Raw genomic sequence first — 15,271 nt, 5'->3', positions numbered from 1 at the left:
CCATGGAAAACGTAGCCAGGCCATGGCCGGCACTCTGGTCCCTCGTGATCGGCTTCTTTATGATCCTGATCGACACCACCATCGTATCCGTGGCCAATCCAAGCATCATGAAGGGGCTGAACGCGGACATCAATGCGGTGATCTGGGTGACCAGCGCCTATCTGCTGGCTTACGCAGTGCCGCTGCTTATCACCGGCAGGCTCGGCGACCGGTTCGGCCCCAAAAACCTGTACCTCTCAGGCCTGGTGGTCTTCACGCTTGCCTCGCTGTGGTGCGGGCTGTCCGGGGATGTCCAGACACTCATCACGGCGCGCGTTTTCCAGGGCCTCGGTGCCGCCATGATGACACCGCAGACCATGGCCGTCATCACCCGGATCTTTCCGCCCGACCGGCGGGGCGCCGCCATGGGCCTGTGGGGTGCCACAGCCGGCGTTGCCACCCTGGTGGGCCCGATTCTGGGTGGCGTGCTGGTGGACAGCCTGGGCTGGGAATGGATCTTCTTCATCAACATTCCCATCGGCATTGCGGGCTTTGTCCTCGCGTGGCGGCTGGTGCCGTCCCTCACGAAGCACCCGCACAAGTTCGACATCCCCGGGGTGGTGCTCAGCGCCGTCGGGCTTTTCCTGCTGGTGTTCGGCATCCAGGAGGGCGAAACGTACCGGTGGGGCACCATCGCCGGCCCCGTCTCGGTGTGGGGGCTGATCATCGCCGGAATCGTTGTGCTGGCGGCTTTCGTCGTCTGGCAACGCTTCAACAAGGGCGAACCGCTCCTGCCGCTGGGTCTTTTCCGGGACCGTAACTTTTCGCTCGCCAACATCGGCATCACCACTGTGGGCTTCACCGTGACGTCATTCGGACTGCCACTGATTTTCTACTACCAGCTGGTCCGGGGCATGACCCCCACCCAGTCGGCCCTCATGATGGTCCCGATGGCCCTTATCTCGGGCGGGCTGGCGCCGGTGGTGGGCAGGATCATCGACCGCGTCAATCCGAAATACATCACCGCCGGCGGCCTTGTCCTGATGGCCGTGGCGCTGTTCTGGAACTCGGCCCTGATGCACCCGGACACGCCCATCCTCCTGTTCCTTCTGCCGAGCGCTGTGCTGGGCTTCGCGAACGCCGGCATCTGGGCGCCGCTGAGCTCAACGGCCACACGCAACCTCCCGCCCCGGCAGGCAGGTGCCGGCTCCGGCGTCTACAACACAACCCGGCAGATCGGTGCCGTCCTGGGAAGTGCGGCGATCGCCGTGCTGATGCAGGCACGCCTGGCCGAGGAACTTTCCAAGGCTCCGGGTGCCAGCGGTGGGGCCAGCCCCATGGCGTTCTCCGGCACATTGCCGGAGGCCCTCCACGAGGGATTCTCGACGGCGATGGGCCAGTCAATCATGCTGCCGGCGGCTGTTGTTGTGCTCGGCGCAGCGGTGGCGCTGTTCTTCGCAAAGCCGAAGCCTGTTCAGGGCTGGGGCGAACCCGGCGTCCAATCCGAGCCATCCGAGCGGGGCGCTGAAGCAAAGCAGCACTGACCGGCGTCACTGCGGCTTCCGGTTGTTTGGTCTCCGGCCGCCGGCACCGGATCAGCCCAGCAACACGCTGGTCTGGATGCCGCCGGTCACAAAACCCAGGCTGCGTGCGGTGGCCAGCGCGCCTTTGTTGCTGACGTCGGTGCGCCATTGCAGGGTCAGCCCTGCGGCCAGGGCCTCATGTGCGGCGATCGATGCTGCCAGAGACCCTACTCCGCGGCGCCGCCACTCAGGATCCACCAGAACACCCAGGTGCGCCAGGATCCCTTCCCACTCTGTGTAGGCGCCGCAGGCCACAGGGACCCGCCGGCCATCCTCATCATGGATGATGGTGTAGCGGTTTTCGAGGTCTGACAAGCCAACTTCGTTGACATCGTCCGGCGGGCACAGCCCCTCGAGCTCGATTGCTTCCGGGTTTCCGTGCGAGACGGACAGCTCCCCGGAAGGCTGGCGCAGCGGCAGGTCATCGGCGAAGAACAGTGCGGCGGCGCCGAGACCATGCCCGCCATGGGAGCGGGTGAGCGTCAGCAGCGTGACGTGCTGGGCCAGCTCCTCATCCGAAATTCCGACGGCGGCGTCCAGCGCCCATTGCGGTCCCACCAGTGCGGAGCTGCCGAAGAGCCGGACGAACTGCACCGTGCGGGCGGATTCGTCTGCGCGGGTGATGCGGTTGGCTGTCCCGGCCACGCCGTCAGAACCGGCGCCCGTACCCGCTTCTGAGCTGGCGGACCAGGCGGCGGCGAACGCGCCGTCGTCGAGCCCCAGGTGCCTGGCCCATGCGAGCTGGATGATGGCGACGGAACCAGGCTCGAGTGTCATGCCACCAGCCTACCGACCGGACACGCCGCCAACAGGGACGACAGCCTGCGCAAGGGCGTCCAATCGGCTGTGTAAGAGGGCCGGGAAAACAGCGCCTAGCCGAAGAGAACCGCGGCTTCGTCGTAGCGGTGCTGCGGCACGGTCTTGAGTTTGCCAAGGGCCTCTTCGAATCCGACGTGCGCGATGTCCGTGCCATGGAGCGAGACCATGGTTCCCCAGCGCTCTTCGACCACGGAGTCGATTGCCGCCATTCCCAGTCGGGTTGCCAGCACGCGGTCAAAGGCCGAGGGAACGCCGCCGCGCTGGATGTGGCCCAAAATGGTGGCACGCGTTTCTATCCCGGTACGGGCTTCGAGCTCCGTCGCCAGCTGGTCGGCGATTCCGCCCAGGCGGGGACGGCCGAAGGTATCCAGTCCGCGCTCAGAGTGCGCGGAATCCATGTGGCCCGGCACAAAGCCTTCGGCAACAACCACCAGAGGGGCGCGGCCGCGGTCGTGGGCTTCCTGGACCCATTCGGTGATCTGCTCGATGCTCACGCTCTGCTCCGGAATGAGGATGGCGTGGGCCCCCGCCGCCATGCCGGCGTGGAGGGCGATCCAGCCCACGTGGCGGCCCATGACCTCGGCGATCATGCAGCGGTGGTGCGATTCGCCGGTGGTGCGGAGCCGGTCGATTGCCTCGGTGGCAATCTGGACCGCCGTGTCGAACCCGAAGGTGTAGTCCGTGGCGTCGAGGTCGTTGTCCACGGTCTTGGGGACTCCGACGATCTTCAGGCCTGCATCCGTGAGCCGCTTGGCCGCAGCAAGGGTTCCTTCGCCGCCTATCGCGATAATGGCGTCGATGCCCAGGCGGTCCATGTGCGCCTTGATGACCTCGGGGCCGCCACCGTTCTCGAACGGGTTGGTGCGTGACGTGCCCAGAATGGTGCCGCCCTGCTTGGCAATACCGCGGACCATGGTGCGGGGAATGTCGATGATGTCGCCTTCAACCACTCCGCGCCAGCCATCCAGGAAACCCACGAATTGGTGCCCGTGAATGGCGATGCCCTTGAGGACTGCGCCGCGGATCACCGCGTTCAGTCCGGGACAGTCGCCGCCGCTGGTGAGGATTCCAATTTTCATTTTTCTGGCTCAAATCCTGGTTGAAGGTATACAGGCAGAGCACCACGCTGAGCTCACCTAGATTGTACTGGCCAGTGTGGGGCAGGACACAAACGGTTACAGCAGCCCCTGTTGCATGGCAATGGCCGCTGCCCTCGTGGGGCAATTCCGGCACCGTTCGGCATCCGGTACCTTTTGCTGGACGGCCGGGTTAACAGGAGTGCCCCTGCTCCGGAGAGCAGGGGCACATGAACCCGTTGGTGCCTGTGATCCTGCCGGTCAGGAGCCGTTGCCTGACCGCTTGTCCAGGAAGGACTGGAGGGCAATGGCGTTTTTCTGATCCGGGAGAACCAGCCAGGCGGCGATGTAGAAGACGACCGCCGGGCCGGGCAGGAGGCAGAACAGCAGAAATGCAACCCGTACGAACGCGACATCCACGTTCAGCCTGTCCGCGATTCCGCCGCACACTCCGCCCAGCCAACGCTGAGGACCTCGTTTCAGGCCGAAGCCCCTGACAACGCTGAAGAATTTATCCATGGTTCAAGACTTCCCTGTTGTTGTTTGTTTGTCACGTCCGCGGGCTGACAGCAGTCCGCCCGCCACCAGCGCCAGGCCGGCGCCGATCATCAGGCCGATCAGCACATAGGTTCCGTTCAGCGCCACGAGGCCGAGCCGGGCAATGATGATCAGTGCAGCCAAAGCCAGGACCACCAGACCCCAGACGATGGTGCCCACCCGGGCTGATGAAGGGTGCCCGCCGTTTGCGGATGCTGGGGCGGGAGCCTGCGAGGGTTCCGGCATGGTGGACGGTTCGGGGGTCGGGTCAAAGCTGCTCATGTCAGTTTCCTTCCTGGATGGTGATGTTGCTGAAGGTGCCGTCGATCCGGACGATCAGCTTGGCTCCGGGCTTCTCTGTGTTGTAGCTGCTCTGCCTGGTTGTGGTCCCGCCCCGGCGCTCGCCGCCCTCGTTGAGGTTTCCCAAGGTCATGTCGGCCCGGATCTCCACCGGAACGGTATCCGGAATGATCACCGTTACGTTGCTCGCGGTGATGTCCAGGGGAATTACGACGTCGGAGCCCAGCGGGGCGCCCAGGTCCAGTTTTGTCAGGTTGACGGTGCCGTTGCTTCCCGTGGCGTCGAAGCCATCGCGGGCCTGCTGTACGGTGACCGGATTCCAGTCCACGGCCTGGACGCGGAACCGGTCGCCGGTGGGGACCACGTTGAAAATACCGCCGATGATCAGGGCGACCACCGCGAAGAACCCAAGGATTCCCGAGGTTCTGCCTTTGATACCCGCGATCAGGATGCCAAGGCCAAGAACGGCCGCGCCGCTCGCCCACACAATTGCGTTGACGGAGTTCCCCAGATCGATCACATTGCCGGCGTCAAGGGCCTTGATGCCGCCGCCCGCCAGGAGCGCTGCGCCTGTGGCGACCGCTACTGCCGGAGCTCCTGGTCCGCCGGGCCGGATCTTCGGTATACGGGCAGGCCCGCGCGGCGGCACATTCCCGGACCCGCCGCTGAACGGCGGGTAGGGGCCGGACTGCCGGGCGGAGCCGGACGCGGCGTCCGCACCCGAGGACGGATGTGCCCCGGGTGTGTAGGTATCAGCCGCGTATGAACCGTAGGCGGCGTACCCGCCGTTGTGGGCGCCGCCGTCGTAATCCGTGAGGGGAGCGGTGGCAGCGAATGCTGCGTTGCTGCCGGACGGTGGGCGTGCGCTCATGGGAGCAGCTCCGTTCCGGTTCTTGTTGCGCTGGGTCAGGAAGTAGGCGAGGTAGATGAGGCCGCCTACCCAGAAGACGGTCCAGAAGAAGCCTGCGAAGCCTCCACGGCCCCATCCCCAGACTCCGCCGCCCAATCCGGTGAGGCCGATGACGCTCGTGATCAGCGCCCCGGTCATGCCGGTGGACCAGCGGCCGGCGCCTGCCTCCTGGGCATGGATCCGGCCGTCAGGTTCGGGGAGCAAAGCCCACCCCAGGCCGTACAGCAGGACGCCGATGCCTGCGAAGAGTGTCAGGACGATGAAGATGCCGCGGACAATCAGCGGGTCGACCCCCATGCGGTGGGCGATTCCGCTGGAAACACCGCCGATCCACCGGTCGCGGCCGCGCTGGATACCGTGACTGCGGATCCAGCCGAAGAATTCCTGCGGCTGGTTCTGCGGCTTGGAGCCGGGTGCCGGGTAGCCGGGGAACCGGTCACCGGATGCCTGGTAGCCCGAAGACTGCGGGTACGGCTGGTCCTGCGGGGGGTAGAGCGGAGGCGGCATGAGTGGCTCCGTGTGCGGCTGCGGTTCCCGTTCGGAATTGGAGTCGCCAGCGGAATCTGAGGCCGGCTCAGCTGCTGATTCAGCAGCCGGACCGGTGGCGGATTCGCCAGCCGTTTCAGCTGCTGATTCGGCGGCTGGCTCCGCGGCGGGGTCGGCGCCGGGACGGTTGGTGGACTGTTGCCCTTCATCGGGGGCCGGGTTCTGCGAGTTCATACTTCGATACTGCCGTTCGCAGGGGGTCCTCCTCTACTGGGGAACACCCTGAGCTACCCCTGACTTACCCCCGGTTCAGGCGGAAAAACGGTCCGGGGAACCATGATCCGTGTTTGGATGGAACCATGACAACTGCTCTGGCCCGCCCGCCGCTGGTCCGCAGCAGCGACCGCATCATTGCCGGGGTCTGTGCCGGCCTTGCTGCGCATCTCGGCTGGCCGGTGAAGCAGGTGCGGATCGGCATGGCCGTGGCCGCGCTCGCCGGCGGGGCAGGCGTGGCCTTCTACGCATGGCTGTGGATCATGGTGCCCACCGCGGACGAAAGCGCCAGGCGCAACGCCCGACGGCCGGCCTCCCCCATTGCTCCCGCCGTCAGCACTCCACCCCGTGGAGGGCCTCCCCCCGGAGCCCTTCCGCCAGCACTGGCGCCTCCGCTTTTGTGGTACCCCGACGGCGGCGCTGCGGCCGCGTCCGCCGGGGCAGCGCCTCCGGCGTCCTCACCGGCACAGCCGGATGGCGGATTCGTACCCGCCGGTGGGTACGCAACAGGTGGTTTCCGGCCAGCCGATGGCTTCACCCCTTCGGGGGGAATCGCGGCCGACGGGCAGCCCCGGGCGGCTTCAACGCCCGAGGCGCCGCCCGGCCAAGCCTGGTTCAGGTTCCGCAGCATGCGCTACGGCAAGGAGATCCTGCTCGGGGCGGGTCTGTTGCTGGCAGGCGGCATCCTCATCGCCCAGCTCCTTGGTGTTGATGTCCCGCTCGGTACCCTGATCCCGGCAGCCGCGATCCTTGGCGGCGCGGCCATCGCCTGGATGCAGCTGGATGAAACGCGCAGGGCAGGCCTGGTGGACAAGACCAAGGCCGATCAGGCCGGCGGCTGGGCACGGCTCGCAGCCGGACTGGCCCTCGTCGTGGCCGGTGTCCTGGTGATGGTGTCCGGGTCCGGATCGTGGGAGCAGACCTGGCTGGCGCTGCTCGCCTCGGTGGCGGTCCTGGGCGGTGTGGCGCTGGTGCTGCTGCCGTGGGGACTGAAGTTCTGGCGCGACCTCGAGACCGAGCGTGCCGGCCGCGTCCGGGAAACCGAACGGGCAGAAATCGCAGCACACCTGCACGATTCGGTGCTGCAGACCCTCGCCATCATCCAGCGGCGTGCCGCCAATGAGCATGATGTTGTCCGCTTGGCCAGAGCGCAGGAGCGGGAACTTCGCGGCTGGCTCTACCGGGATCCGGGTAAGGACGCCGGCCAGCTGTCGGACCGGATCAAGGCGGTCGCCGCTGAACTGGAGGATGACCTGGGCCTCGCCGTGGAGGTGGTCACCGTCGGCGATACGGCCATGACTGAACGCCATGAGGCCCTGGTCCAGGCCAGTCGCGAGGCAATGCTGAACGCTGCCCGCCACGGCGGGGGCACGGTTTCCGTGTATCTGGAGATTTCCGACGGCGGCGCGGACGTTTTTGTGAAGGACCGAGGCCCGGGTTTTGATCCCCGGACGGTGCCCGAGGACAGGCTGGGAGTCAGGGAGTCGATCATCGGCCGGATGAAGCGCCATGGCGGCACGGCAGACATCAGCAGCAGTCCGGACGGCACGGAAGTGCGTCTGGGGCTGCCCGCAGCAACCGAAAACGGAGAGAGCAAGCCATGAGCAGTCCAGTCAGCAGCGGATCACCCAAAGGGGGTCCGGAGCACACCGTCAGGGTGGTGATTGTGGACGACCACGCCATCTTCCGTTCCGGGCTGAAGGCGGACCTGGATTCCAGCATCGTGGTGGTGGGCGAAGCCGGAACGGTGGAACAGGCCATTGTCGTGATTGCCCGGACCAAGCCTGAAGTGGTGCTGCTTGATGTCCATTTGCCGGGCGGGCTGGGCGGTGGCGGCCGCGAGGTCATAGCCGGCTCGGCGGACATGCTGGCCACCACCAAGTTCCTTGCCCTGAGTGTCTCCGACGCCGCCGAGGACGTGGTGGCCGTCATCCGTGCCGGCGCCCGCGGCTATGTCACCAAGACCATTTCCGGCGCGGAAATCACCGACGCCGTGTTCCGGGTAGCCGGGGGAGACGCAGTGTTCTCACCGCGGCTGGCCGGCTTTGTGCTGGATGCTTTCGGCACCGCGCCTGCGGATATCGCGGACGATGAACTGGACCGGCTCTCAGCCCGCGAGCTCGAGGTCATGCGGCTGATTGCCCGCGGCTACAGCTACAAGGAAGTGGCCAAGGAGCTGTTCATTTCCATCAAGACCGTGGAAACGCACGTTTCGGCTGTGCTGCGGAAGCTCCAGCTGTCCAGCCGCCACGAACTCACCAAGTGGGCGGCCGAGCGGCGCCTCCTCTAGGAAGACACAAACCCTCCCTCACTACGTGAGGGAGGGTTTGTTATCCAGCTGCGAAAGCCCGGGAGCGTTCCTACTTGGCCTGGCCCAGGAACTCCTGCAGCCGCGCAACACCGGTGGCAAGGTCTTCGTCGCCGAGGGCGTAGGAGAGGCGCAGGTAGCCGGAAGGACCGAAGGCTTCGCCCGGGACCACGGCGACCTCCGCCTCGTCCAGGATCAGCGTTGCGAGTTCAGCGGACGTCGAGGGACGGACCGGACCGTTGGCGGTTCCGAATTCCTTACCCAGCAGAGCGCGGACGTCCGCGTAGACGTAAAAGGCACCCTTCGGCGTCGGGCATTCGACGCCGTCAATCGCGTTGAGTCCGGCGACTATGGCCTTGCGGCGGCGGTCGAAGGCAACCTTCATTTCATCTACGGCGGTGAGCGGCCCGGACACCGCGGCCAGGGCGGCGACCTGCGGGATGTTCGAAACGTTGGACGTGGCGTGCGACTGCAGGTTGGTGGCCGCCTTGATGACGTCAGCCGGTCCGATCATCCATCCCACGCGCCAGCCCGTCATGGCGTAGGTTTTGGCCACACCGTTGAGGATCACCACTTTGTCGCCCAGTTCAGGGGTGGCGGTGGCGATCGACGTGAACGGGACACCGTCGTATGTCAGGTGCTCGTAGATTTCGTCCGTGACGACCCACAAGCCCTTGGCAGCTGCCCACTTGCCGATCCCGGCCACCTGCTCCGGAGAGTACACGGCGCCCGTGGGGTTGGACGGCGAAACGAACAGCAGGATCTTGGTGCGGTCAGTGACGGCAGCTTCCAACTGCTCCACGGTGACCAGGTATCCCTGTTCAGGGCCGGCGAAGACCTCAACGGGAACGCCGCCGGCAAGCCGGATGGCTTCCGGGTAGGTGGTCCAGAACGGCGTGGGGACGATGACTTCATCGCCCGGGTCAAGGAGGGTGGCAAAAGTGTTGTAGACGGCCTGCTTGCCGCCGTTGGTCACCAGAACCTGGTTTGCGTCGGCCCGGTAGCCGGAATCGCGGAATGTCTTCTCCGCAATGGCCTTCTTGAGCTCAGGAAGCCCGCCGGCGGGGGAGTAACGGTGGTATTTCGGCTGGCTTGCGGCTTCAATAGCTGCCTGCACAATGTAGTCCGGGGTGGGGAAGTCCGGTTCACCTGCGCCGAAGCCGATAACGGGCCGGCCGGCCGCTTTCAGTGCCTTCGCCTTGGCATCAACGGCCAGGGTAGCGGATTCGGCAATGGCGGATATGCGCTGGGAAACGCGGGCGGCAGACATGGCGGGTCCGTTCTTCGCTTGCAGCCCGGAGGCTGAATGGTGGGATTCGACGTGATCTACTCTATGCTGTTCAGCGGATCGTTCGCGGTGCAGGCGGGTAATTGTGACTGCAGGTCAGGGCATGGTTTTCCGCAGGTGACAGGGCGGTCCGGAATGAGGCTGGTTCGACGTACGCGAAGTTGTTGCGTAGACTGGTTCTCCGGTGTTGAAAACACGATGATGGCGTGCGCCTCGGTGAAGACCGGGTGAAATGCGGCCTGAATCGTTTTCGATCCATAGGGTAGTGGCGCAATTGGTAGCGCAGCGGTCTCCAAAACCGCAGGTTGCAGGTTCGAGTCCTGTCTGCCCTGCGCAAGCTGTTCCGGTGAAATGCCGGAACCAGCGCAGCAACCATGGTTCAGATCAGAACCGGGTAATCCGACATTGCAAAGATGAGTGAGGACCAGGTGACCGAAACAGCTGCCAGCAGCTCTAAGGGCCGCCCCGCAAAGAATCCCGCCAAGGCAGGCTTCTTCGCTCGAATTGCACTCTTCATTCGCCAGGTAATCGGCGAACTGAAGAAGGTTGTCGCACCAACCCGCAAGGAACTGATCAACTACACGCTCGTGGTGCTGGTATTCGTGGTCATCATGATGGTCATCGTCACCCTGCTGGACCTGGCCTTCGGGACCGGAGTGAGCTGGGTCTTCGGCGGTACAGGCGCCACGGACCGCTAGGGCGATCGGTCCGCAGACTGCGTGGGATCTTCCGGCTATCCGGAGGGAATCCGCGGGGTGTGCGGAATTGAGCCATTTAAATAGGCATGTTAGGCAATGAGGAAGCAGGAGACCAAGTGTCTGAGCAGGAGCTCGAGGTAACCGAGACTGAGCTGGAAGGGTCCACGGACAGCACGGCAGCCGCCACGGCAGGAGCCGGGGAAGAGTCTGAGGTTGAGTCTGCTGCGCCCGATTCCGCCGAGGCCGACGATGCCGGCACCGCCGACGACGCCGTTGAAGCCGCTGACGTAGCTGAAGATGCCGCTTCCGACGCCGACGCACAGGCTGTCGACGCCGATGATTCCGACGCCGATGACTCTGAAGAAGAGCCGGCCGATGAGGCTTCAGACGCACTTGCGGCTGCGGCTGCTGCTGCTGAAGTGGATCCGGCTGAGGAATTCAAAGGAAAGCTGCGCCGCCAGGAGGGGGACTGGTACGTTATCCATTCCTACGCTGGCTATGAGAACCGCGTAAAGGCCAACCTTGAGACCCGCATCCAGACCCTGGACATGGAAGATTACATCTTCGAAATCCAGGTACCGATGGAAGAAGTCGTTGAGATCAAGAACGCTCAGCGCAAGGTCATCAACCGCGTACGCATCCCGGGTTACGTCCTGGTCCGTATGGACCTGACCGACGCCTCCTGGGGCGCCGTCCGCCACACTCCCGGTGTCACCGGATTCGTCGGCAACGCCCACAACCCGTCTCCGCTGCGTCTGGACGAGGTCTTCTCCATGCTCGCCCCGATCTTCGAAGAAGAGCAGGCAGAAAAGGGCAAGCCCGTAAAGCACGCTGCCGTACCGGTTGACGTTGACTTTGAGGTTGGCGAATCCGTCATCGTCAAGGAAGGTCCGTTCGAGACGCTCCCCGCCACGATTTCCGAGATCAAGGTGGATTCCCAGACCCTCGTGGTGCTGGTTTCCATCTTCGAACGCGAAACCCCCGTCACCCTGGCGTTCAACCAGGTCACCAAGATCTAGCTCCACCCGAGATTTCGCTCCGAAACTGCCGGCTTAGCAGCTCCGGAGCGGCCGGCCGCCTCGCCATGGCGGTCAAAAACCTGAGGCACGCTCCTGTGTCCCAGGACGTAATTGAGAGAAGGACCCTACATTGGCTCCCAAGAAGAAGGTCACCGGCCTCATCAAGCTGCAGATCCAGGCAGGTGCCGCTAACCCGGCCCCGCCGATCGGTCCTGCGCTTGGCCAGCACGGTGTCAACATCATGGAATTCTGCAAGGCGTACAACGCTGCCACAGAAGCCCAGCGCGGCAACGTTATCCCCGTGGAGATCACGGTTTACGAAGACCGTTCATTCACGTTCATCACCAAGACCCCGCCGGCTGCAGAGCTCATCAAAAAGGCTGCAGGCGTTGCCAAGGGTTCACCCACTCCGCACACCGTCAAGGTTGCAAAGCTGACCCGGGCCCAGGTCAACGAGATCGCCACCACCAAGATGGAAGACCTCAACGCCACGAGCCTTGAAGGCGCCGCTAAGATCATCGCCGGCACCGCCCGTTCCATGGGTATCACCGTCGAAGGGTAATTCCCTCACCGCCGGGCAACCGGCACCACTGAAACATTGAAATGTTGGTAATCCACGCCGGATCACCAACTGTGGCAGGGCCCCGCGCGGTCCGCAGACCACAACTGCACAAGGAGAAATAAGCAGCATGGCAAAGCGCAGCAAAGCATATGAGGCAGCCGTCGCCAAGATCGACGCGGAGAAGTTCTACGCGCCGTTCGAGGCAGTGACGCTGGCCAAGGACAGCAACCCGTCCAAGTTCGACGCAACCGTTGAGGTCGCTTTCCGCCTGGGCGTTGACCCTCGCAAGGCCGACCAGATGGTCCGTGGCACCGTTATCCTGCCGCACGGCACCGGTAAAGTTGCCCGGGTCCTGGTTTTCGCAACGGGCGACAAGGCTGAAGCAGCAATCGCTGCCGGCGCCGACTTCGTCGGTTCCGATGACCTGATCGAAAAGATCGCGGCCGGCTGGACCGACTTCGACTCCGCCGTTGCCACCCCTGACCTCATGGGCAAGGTTGGCCGCCTCGGTAAGGTCCTGGGTCCGCGTAACCTGATGCCCAATCCGAAGACCGGCACCGTGACCGCAGATGTCGCCAAGGCTGTCAATGAAATCAAGGGTGGCAAGATCGACTTCCGCGTCGACAAGCACTCCAACCTTCACTTCATCATCGGTAAGGTTTCCTTCGACGCCATCAAGCTGGCCGAGAACTACGCAGCTGCCCTGGAAGAGGTGCTTCGTCTGAAGCCGTCCGCTTCCAAGGGCCGCTACATCCAGAAGGCCACCGTGGCTACCACGTTCGGCCCCGGCATTGCCGTCGACCCCAACGTCACCAAGGTTCTGACCGAGGTCTAATCCTCCAGGATCCGCTTCCGGACTTGTCCGGACTGCAGCAAAGAACCGCCCGGCTTCTCAGCCGGGCGGTTCTTTGCCTTCCCGGGCCATGGGGCGGGAGTAATGATTAGGCTGGGGGCATGAGAGCGCTGTCCTACGTCGTTGAACCCTTGGCTCTCCCGGCCGGTCTGGTTTCCCAAGGGTTGCCGGCCGTCGAAGACTGCAAGCCACCGACGTTCTTCAGGCCACCGACGTTCTGCCGGCAACTGAAGGTCAGGTGAACGGGCGGTGACGCTGACACCTTTGACGATCACCGCCGTCGTGATTCCCGAATCGCTCGACGCCGGCAGCGCCGGGAAAGCCGGGAGCTCCGGCATCAGTGCCGAAGGGAACGGAACCGATTTCCGCGACTGCTGCTCGCTCCAGGACGCACACCAAATGGAGCTATGGGGGAATCTCGACCGCTGCGCCACCGTGCAGGAGCGGCTGCAGTTCTGGCGGGGAAACGGCTACGAGGAGAGGCAGCTTTTCATAGCACGCGTGGGTGGCGAACCAGTGGGCCGGTGCTCCGTCACGCTCCCGCTGCAGGAGAATACGGCAACCGCCGGGATCGACGTATTGGTGGCGTCCGCCCATCGGCGCCAGGGCATCGGGCGCCGCCTGCTGGACTTTGCGGAAGAGGTGGGCCGCGGCAGACGCCGGACAATCTTTGACGCGGATTGCGAGGAGCCGGCTGGAAGGGTTGCGGAGGCGGATGAGTTGCTGCCCGCTAAATCGGGCACCGGCGGTGTGCCAAAGTCCGCGCCGTCAACCGCTTTCGCGGTGAATGCCGGCTACCAGTTGGAGCAGGTGGAGACATCCAGCAGCCTGCCGTTGCCGGTGGCGCCGGAGCACCTGGACGCGTTGGAAGAAGCTGCAAAAGCCGAGTCGCAGGACTACGTGCTGGTGGAGTGGAAGGACAGCTGCCCGGAGGAGCTGGTTGACGCCTACGCTGCACTGAAGAGCCGGATGGGCACGGACCTTCCGATGGCGGGACTGGAATGGGAGGCCGAGGACTGGGATGCCGCCAGGGTGCGCGATGAAGAGCAGACGTGGGGCAAGAGCGGCATTGAGTCCCTCGTCGCCGCGGCCCGGCGTAGGGATACCGGTGAGCTGGCGGCGTACTCGGCGCTCAACAGGCGCCCGGCCCGGCCCCGGATCCTGAGCCAGGAAGACACCCTGGTAGTGGGCGAGCATCGCGGGCACCGGCTGGGAATGCTGATCAAGATCGCAAACATCCGCCGCGCCCAGAAGGACTGGCCGGCCGGGCAATCTGTCTGTACATGGAACGCCAGTGAAAACCGACATATGCTGGCGATAAATATTTCGCTTGGATTCAGGCCCTCAGGCTATGAAGGTGAGTGGCAGAAACGGCTGGAATGATGCGCCCAACGGCAAACGAAGTGCGGATTGAGCAGCTGTGGATCCCCGATTCCCTCGACGGGGACGATGCTGCTGACTTCCTCTCCGCAGTGGAGGTGGGGCGCAAGGTCCGCATGCAGACCTGGGGGAGCGACGACCTCGCTTACGCCCCGCTGGAGAAACTGCTGGAGCTGGCCGACCCCTACGAACGCCAGGTGATACTGGTGGCCAAGGTGGGCGGGAACATCGTAGGCACCGTGGACATCGCGCTGCCGTTGACCGACAACCTGGATCTTGCTGAGTTCACGCTCGACATCCTGCCGGAGTTCCAGCGCCAGGGTGTGGGCCGGCAACTGCTGGAGGCAGCCGAACAGCTGGCGCGCGGCGAAGGGCGTTCCATGATCCTGGTGGACACCAACCACCCGGGGTCATCGCTGCACGAGTTCGAGTCCGGGCAGCTGGAGCCGGGTACGGGCCAGGGCTTTGTGCCGCTGGGAAGCCGGGAGGTCGAATTCGCGCGCCGCACGGGCTACACCCTGCAGCACATCGAGCAGTTCAGCTCGTGCGCCCTGCCGCTGGACACCAAGCTGGTGTCGGAGCTCGAGGCCGAGGCCGAGCAAGCCAACAACGGCCGCTACCGGCTGCACCACTGGACGGACCGCTGCCCCGAGCGCTGGCTCGAGGCGGTGGCTGTACTCGAAAACCAGGCCGGATCCCACGTGGACCCTTCCGCGGACGGCGACGTCGAACAGGACCTGGTGTTCGACGGCGGTCTCCTCCGTGAGGCGGAAGATGTCACCATTGCGCAGGGACGGCGGACGGTGGTCACCGCCGTCGAGCATCTCACCACCGGAACATTGGTGGGGCTGACCACCATCAGCGTCCTGGCGCATCGCCAGGACGTGGTGTTCCAGGACGACACCCTGGTGCTGCAGGAACACCGCGGCAACAAGCTCGGCCTGCTGATCAAGGTCGCCAACATGGAGCGGCTCACTGAGCAGTTCCCCGATGCGCGAGTGATCTACACCTGGAATGCACCGGAAAACAGGTACCTGCTCACCGTCAACCAGCAGCTGGGATTCACCACTGCGGGTGTCACGGGCATCTGGCAAAAAGAGCTTCCGGACCTGGGGCCCAGGAGCAGCTGACCATCGATTTGGAGTAGCAGCCGCGTTTCCCGTAAGCTTGGACTACCAAAGACCGTCGGTTGTTGGAAAT

The 15,271-nt window shown here is 64.6% G+C and carries 16 protein-coding genes and 1 tRNA gene; 11 read left to right on the top strand and 6 right to left on the bottom strand.

Going from position 1 to position 15,271, the window contains the following annotated elements; genetic code table 11:
* Positions 1–2 precede the first annotated feature (2 nt).
* Positions 3–1,523 (top strand): DHA2 family efflux MFS transporter permease subunit, encoded by a 1,521-nt coding sequence (locus tag V3C33_13380; protein XAS66481.1) that lies wholly within the window; start codon positions 3–5, stop codon positions 1,521–1,523.
* Positions 1,524–1,574: 51 nt separating this feature from the next.
* Here the strand turns inward: V3C33_13380 and V3C33_13375 are convergent, their stop codons facing one another.
* The 5 genes from V3C33_13375 to V3C33_13355 all read right to left on the bottom strand — a co-directional run bounded on the left by V3C33_13375 (position 1,575) and on the right by V3C33_13355 (position 5,924).
* Entirely contained in the window at positions 1,575–2,339 is a 765-nt protein-coding gene (locus V3C33_13375; protein ID XAS66480.1) for a GNAT family N-acetyltransferase, read from the bottom strand.
* Positions 2,340–2,434: 95 nt separating this feature from the next.
* Positions 2,435–3,460, bottom strand: coding sequence for an ATP-dependent 6-phosphofructokinase (locus V3C33_13370; GenBank protein XAS66479.1), 1,026 nt, complete (start codon positions 3,458–3,460; stop codon positions 2,435–2,437).
* Between the two features lie 258 nt (positions 3,461–3,718).
* Positions 3,719–3,976 (bottom strand): PspC domain-containing protein, encoded by a 258-nt coding sequence (locus tag V3C33_13365; GenBank protein ID XAS66478.1) that lies wholly within the window; start codon positions 3,974–3,976, stop codon positions 3,719–3,721.
* A 3-nt stretch (positions 3,977–3,979) separates the two neighbouring features.
* Complete coding sequence (locus tag V3C33_13360) at positions 3,980–4,276, bottom strand: hypothetical protein (protein XAS66477.1); 297 nt, start codon at positions 4,274–4,276, stop codon at positions 3,980–3,982.
* Between the two features lies 1 nt (position 4,277).
* Positions 4,278–5,924 (bottom strand): PspC domain-containing protein, encoded by a 1,647-nt coding sequence (locus tag V3C33_13355; GenBank protein XAS66476.1) that lies wholly within the window; start codon positions 5,922–5,924, stop codon positions 4,278–4,280.
* Positions 5,925–6,049: 125 nt separating this feature from the next.
* On the opposite strand from V3C33_13355, the gene V3C33_13350 reads away from it, so the two are divergent.
* On the top strand, positions 6,050–7,567 hold the full coding sequence (locus tag V3C33_13350) for a PspC domain-containing protein (protein ID XAS66475.1): 1,518 nt from the start codon (positions 6,050–6,052) through the stop codon (positions 7,565–7,567).
* A complete protein-coding gene (locus V3C33_13345) occupies positions 7,564–8,253 on the top strand; it encodes a response regulator transcription factor (GenBank protein ID XAS66474.1) in 690 nt (229 codons plus the stop codon). The genes V3C33_13350 and V3C33_13345 overlap by 4 nt, the downstream gene beginning before the upstream one ends.
* Positions 8,254–8,323: 70 nt before the next feature.
* On the opposite strand, the gene V3C33_13340 is transcribed toward V3C33_13345, so the two are convergent.
* Positions 8,324–9,541: a pyridoxal phosphate-dependent aminotransferase gene (locus tag V3C33_13340; GenBank protein XAS66473.1), complete on the bottom strand. Its 1,218-nt coding sequence runs from the start codon at positions 9,539–9,541 to the stop codon at positions 8,324–8,326.
* Positions 9,542–9,818: 277 nt separating this feature from the next.
* Between V3C33_13340 and V3C33_13335 the strand changes: the two genes are divergently transcribed.
* The 8 genes from V3C33_13335 (at position 9,819) to V3C33_13300 (ending at position 15,201) form a co-directional block, all read left to right on the top strand.
* Positions 9,819–9,891: transfer RNA gene (locus V3C33_13335), tRNA-Trp, on the top strand.
* An 81-nt stretch (positions 9,892–9,972) separates the two neighbouring features.
* The gene (gene secE, locus V3C33_13330; GenBank protein ID XAS66472.1) at positions 9,973–10,257 is read left to right on the top strand and encodes a preprotein translocase subunit SecE; all 285 of its coding nucleotides are present in this window, start codon (positions 9,973–9,975) and stop codon (positions 10,255–10,257) included.
* A 116-nt stretch (positions 10,258–10,373) separates the two neighbouring features.
* Positions 10,374–11,276 carry a transcription termination/antitermination protein NusG gene (gene nusG / locus V3C33_13325; protein XAS66471.1) on the top strand — a complete coding sequence of 301 codons (903 nt, stop codon included), beginning with the start codon at positions 10,374–10,376 and terminating at the stop codon, positions 11,274–11,276.
* Between the two features lie 130 nt (positions 11,277–11,406).
* Positions 11,407–11,838: a 50S ribosomal protein L11 gene (gene rplK, locus V3C33_13320; GenBank protein XAS66470.1), complete on the top strand. Its 432-nt coding sequence runs from the start codon at positions 11,407–11,409 to the stop codon at positions 11,836–11,838.
* Positions 11,839–11,965: 127 nt separating this feature from the next.
* Positions 11,966–12,673: a 50S ribosomal protein L1 gene (gene rplA, locus V3C33_13315; GenBank protein XAS66469.1), complete on the top strand. Its 708-nt coding sequence runs from the start codon at positions 11,966–11,968 to the stop codon at positions 12,671–12,673.
* 119 nt (positions 12,674–12,792) lie between these two features.
* Positions 12,793–12,933, top strand: coding sequence for a hypothetical protein (locus V3C33_13310; GenBank protein ID XAS66468.1), 141 nt, complete (start codon positions 12,793–12,795; stop codon positions 12,931–12,933).
* A 7-nt stretch (positions 12,934–12,940) separates the two neighbouring features.
* Positions 12,941–14,074, top strand: coding sequence for a GNAT family N-acetyltransferase (locus tag V3C33_13305; GenBank protein ID XAS66467.1), 1,134 nt, complete (start codon positions 12,941–12,943; stop codon positions 14,072–14,074).
* Positions 14,071–15,201: a GNAT family N-acetyltransferase gene (locus V3C33_13300; GenBank protein XAS66466.1), complete on the top strand. Its 1,131-nt coding sequence runs from the start codon at positions 14,071–14,073 to the stop codon at positions 15,199–15,201. The genes V3C33_13305 and V3C33_13300 overlap by 4 nt, the downstream gene beginning before the upstream one ends.
* Positions 15,202–15,271 lie beyond the last annotated feature (70 nt).

The organism is Micrococcaceae bacterium Sec5.7 (assembly GCA_039636785.1).
GTDB lineage: Bacteria > Actinomycetota > Actinomycetes > Actinomycetales > Micrococcaceae > Arthrobacter.
Note: the sequence above shows the minus strand (reverse complement) of the source record. Positions and strands in the feature narration are given on the sequence as shown.

Bases quoted from the DNA above. Each gene is read 5' to 3' on its own strand.
- V3C33_13350 (XAS66475.1), top strand. From the start codon at position 6,050: ATGACAACTGCTCTGGCCCGCCCGCCGCTGGTCCGCAGCAGCGACCGC.
- secE (XAS66472.1), top strand. From the start codon at position 9,973: ATGAGTGAGGACCAGGTGACCGAAACAGCTGCCAGCAGCTCTAAGGGC.
- rplA (XAS66469.1), top strand. From the start codon at position 11,966: ATGGCAAAGCGCAGCAAAGCATATGAGGCAGCCGTCGCCAAGATCGAC.
- V3C33_13380 (XAS66481.1), top strand. From the start codon at position 3: ATGGAAAACGTAGCCAGGCCATGGCCGGCACTCTGGTCCCTCGTGATC.
- V3C33_13310 (XAS66468.1), top strand. From the start codon at position 12,793: ATGAGAGCGCTGTCCTACGTCGTTGAACCCTTGGCTCTCCCGGCCGGT.
- V3C33_13300 (XAS66466.1), top strand. From the start codon at position 14,071: ATGATGCGCCCAACGGCAAACGAAGTGCGGATTGAGCAGCTGTGGATC.
- V3C33_13355 (XAS66476.1), bottom strand. From the start codon at position 5,924: ATGAACTCGCAGAACCCGGCCCCCGATGAAGGGCAACAGTCCACCAAC.
- V3C33_13345 (XAS66474.1), top strand. From the start codon at position 7,564: ATGAGCAGTCCAGTCAGCAGCGGATCACCCAAAGGGGGTCCGGAGCAC.
- V3C33_13365 (XAS66478.1), bottom strand. From the start codon at position 3,976: ATGGATAAATTCTTCAGCGTTGTCAGGGGCTTCGGCCTGAAACGAGGT.
- V3C33_13340 (XAS66473.1), bottom strand. From the start codon at position 9,541: ATGTCTGCCGCCCGCGTTTCCCAGCGCATATCCGCCATTGCCGAATCC.
- V3C33_13375 (XAS66480.1), bottom strand. From the start codon at position 2,339: ATGACACTCGAGCCTGGTTCCGTCGCCATCATCCAGCTCGCATGGGCC.
- V3C33_13360 (XAS66477.1), bottom strand. From the start codon at position 4,276: ATGAGCAGCTTTGACCCGACCCCCGAACCGTCCACCATGCCGGAACCC.
- V3C33_13370 (XAS66479.1), bottom strand. From the start codon at position 3,460: ATGAAAATTGGAATCCTCACCAGCGGCGGCGACTGTCCCGGACTGAAC.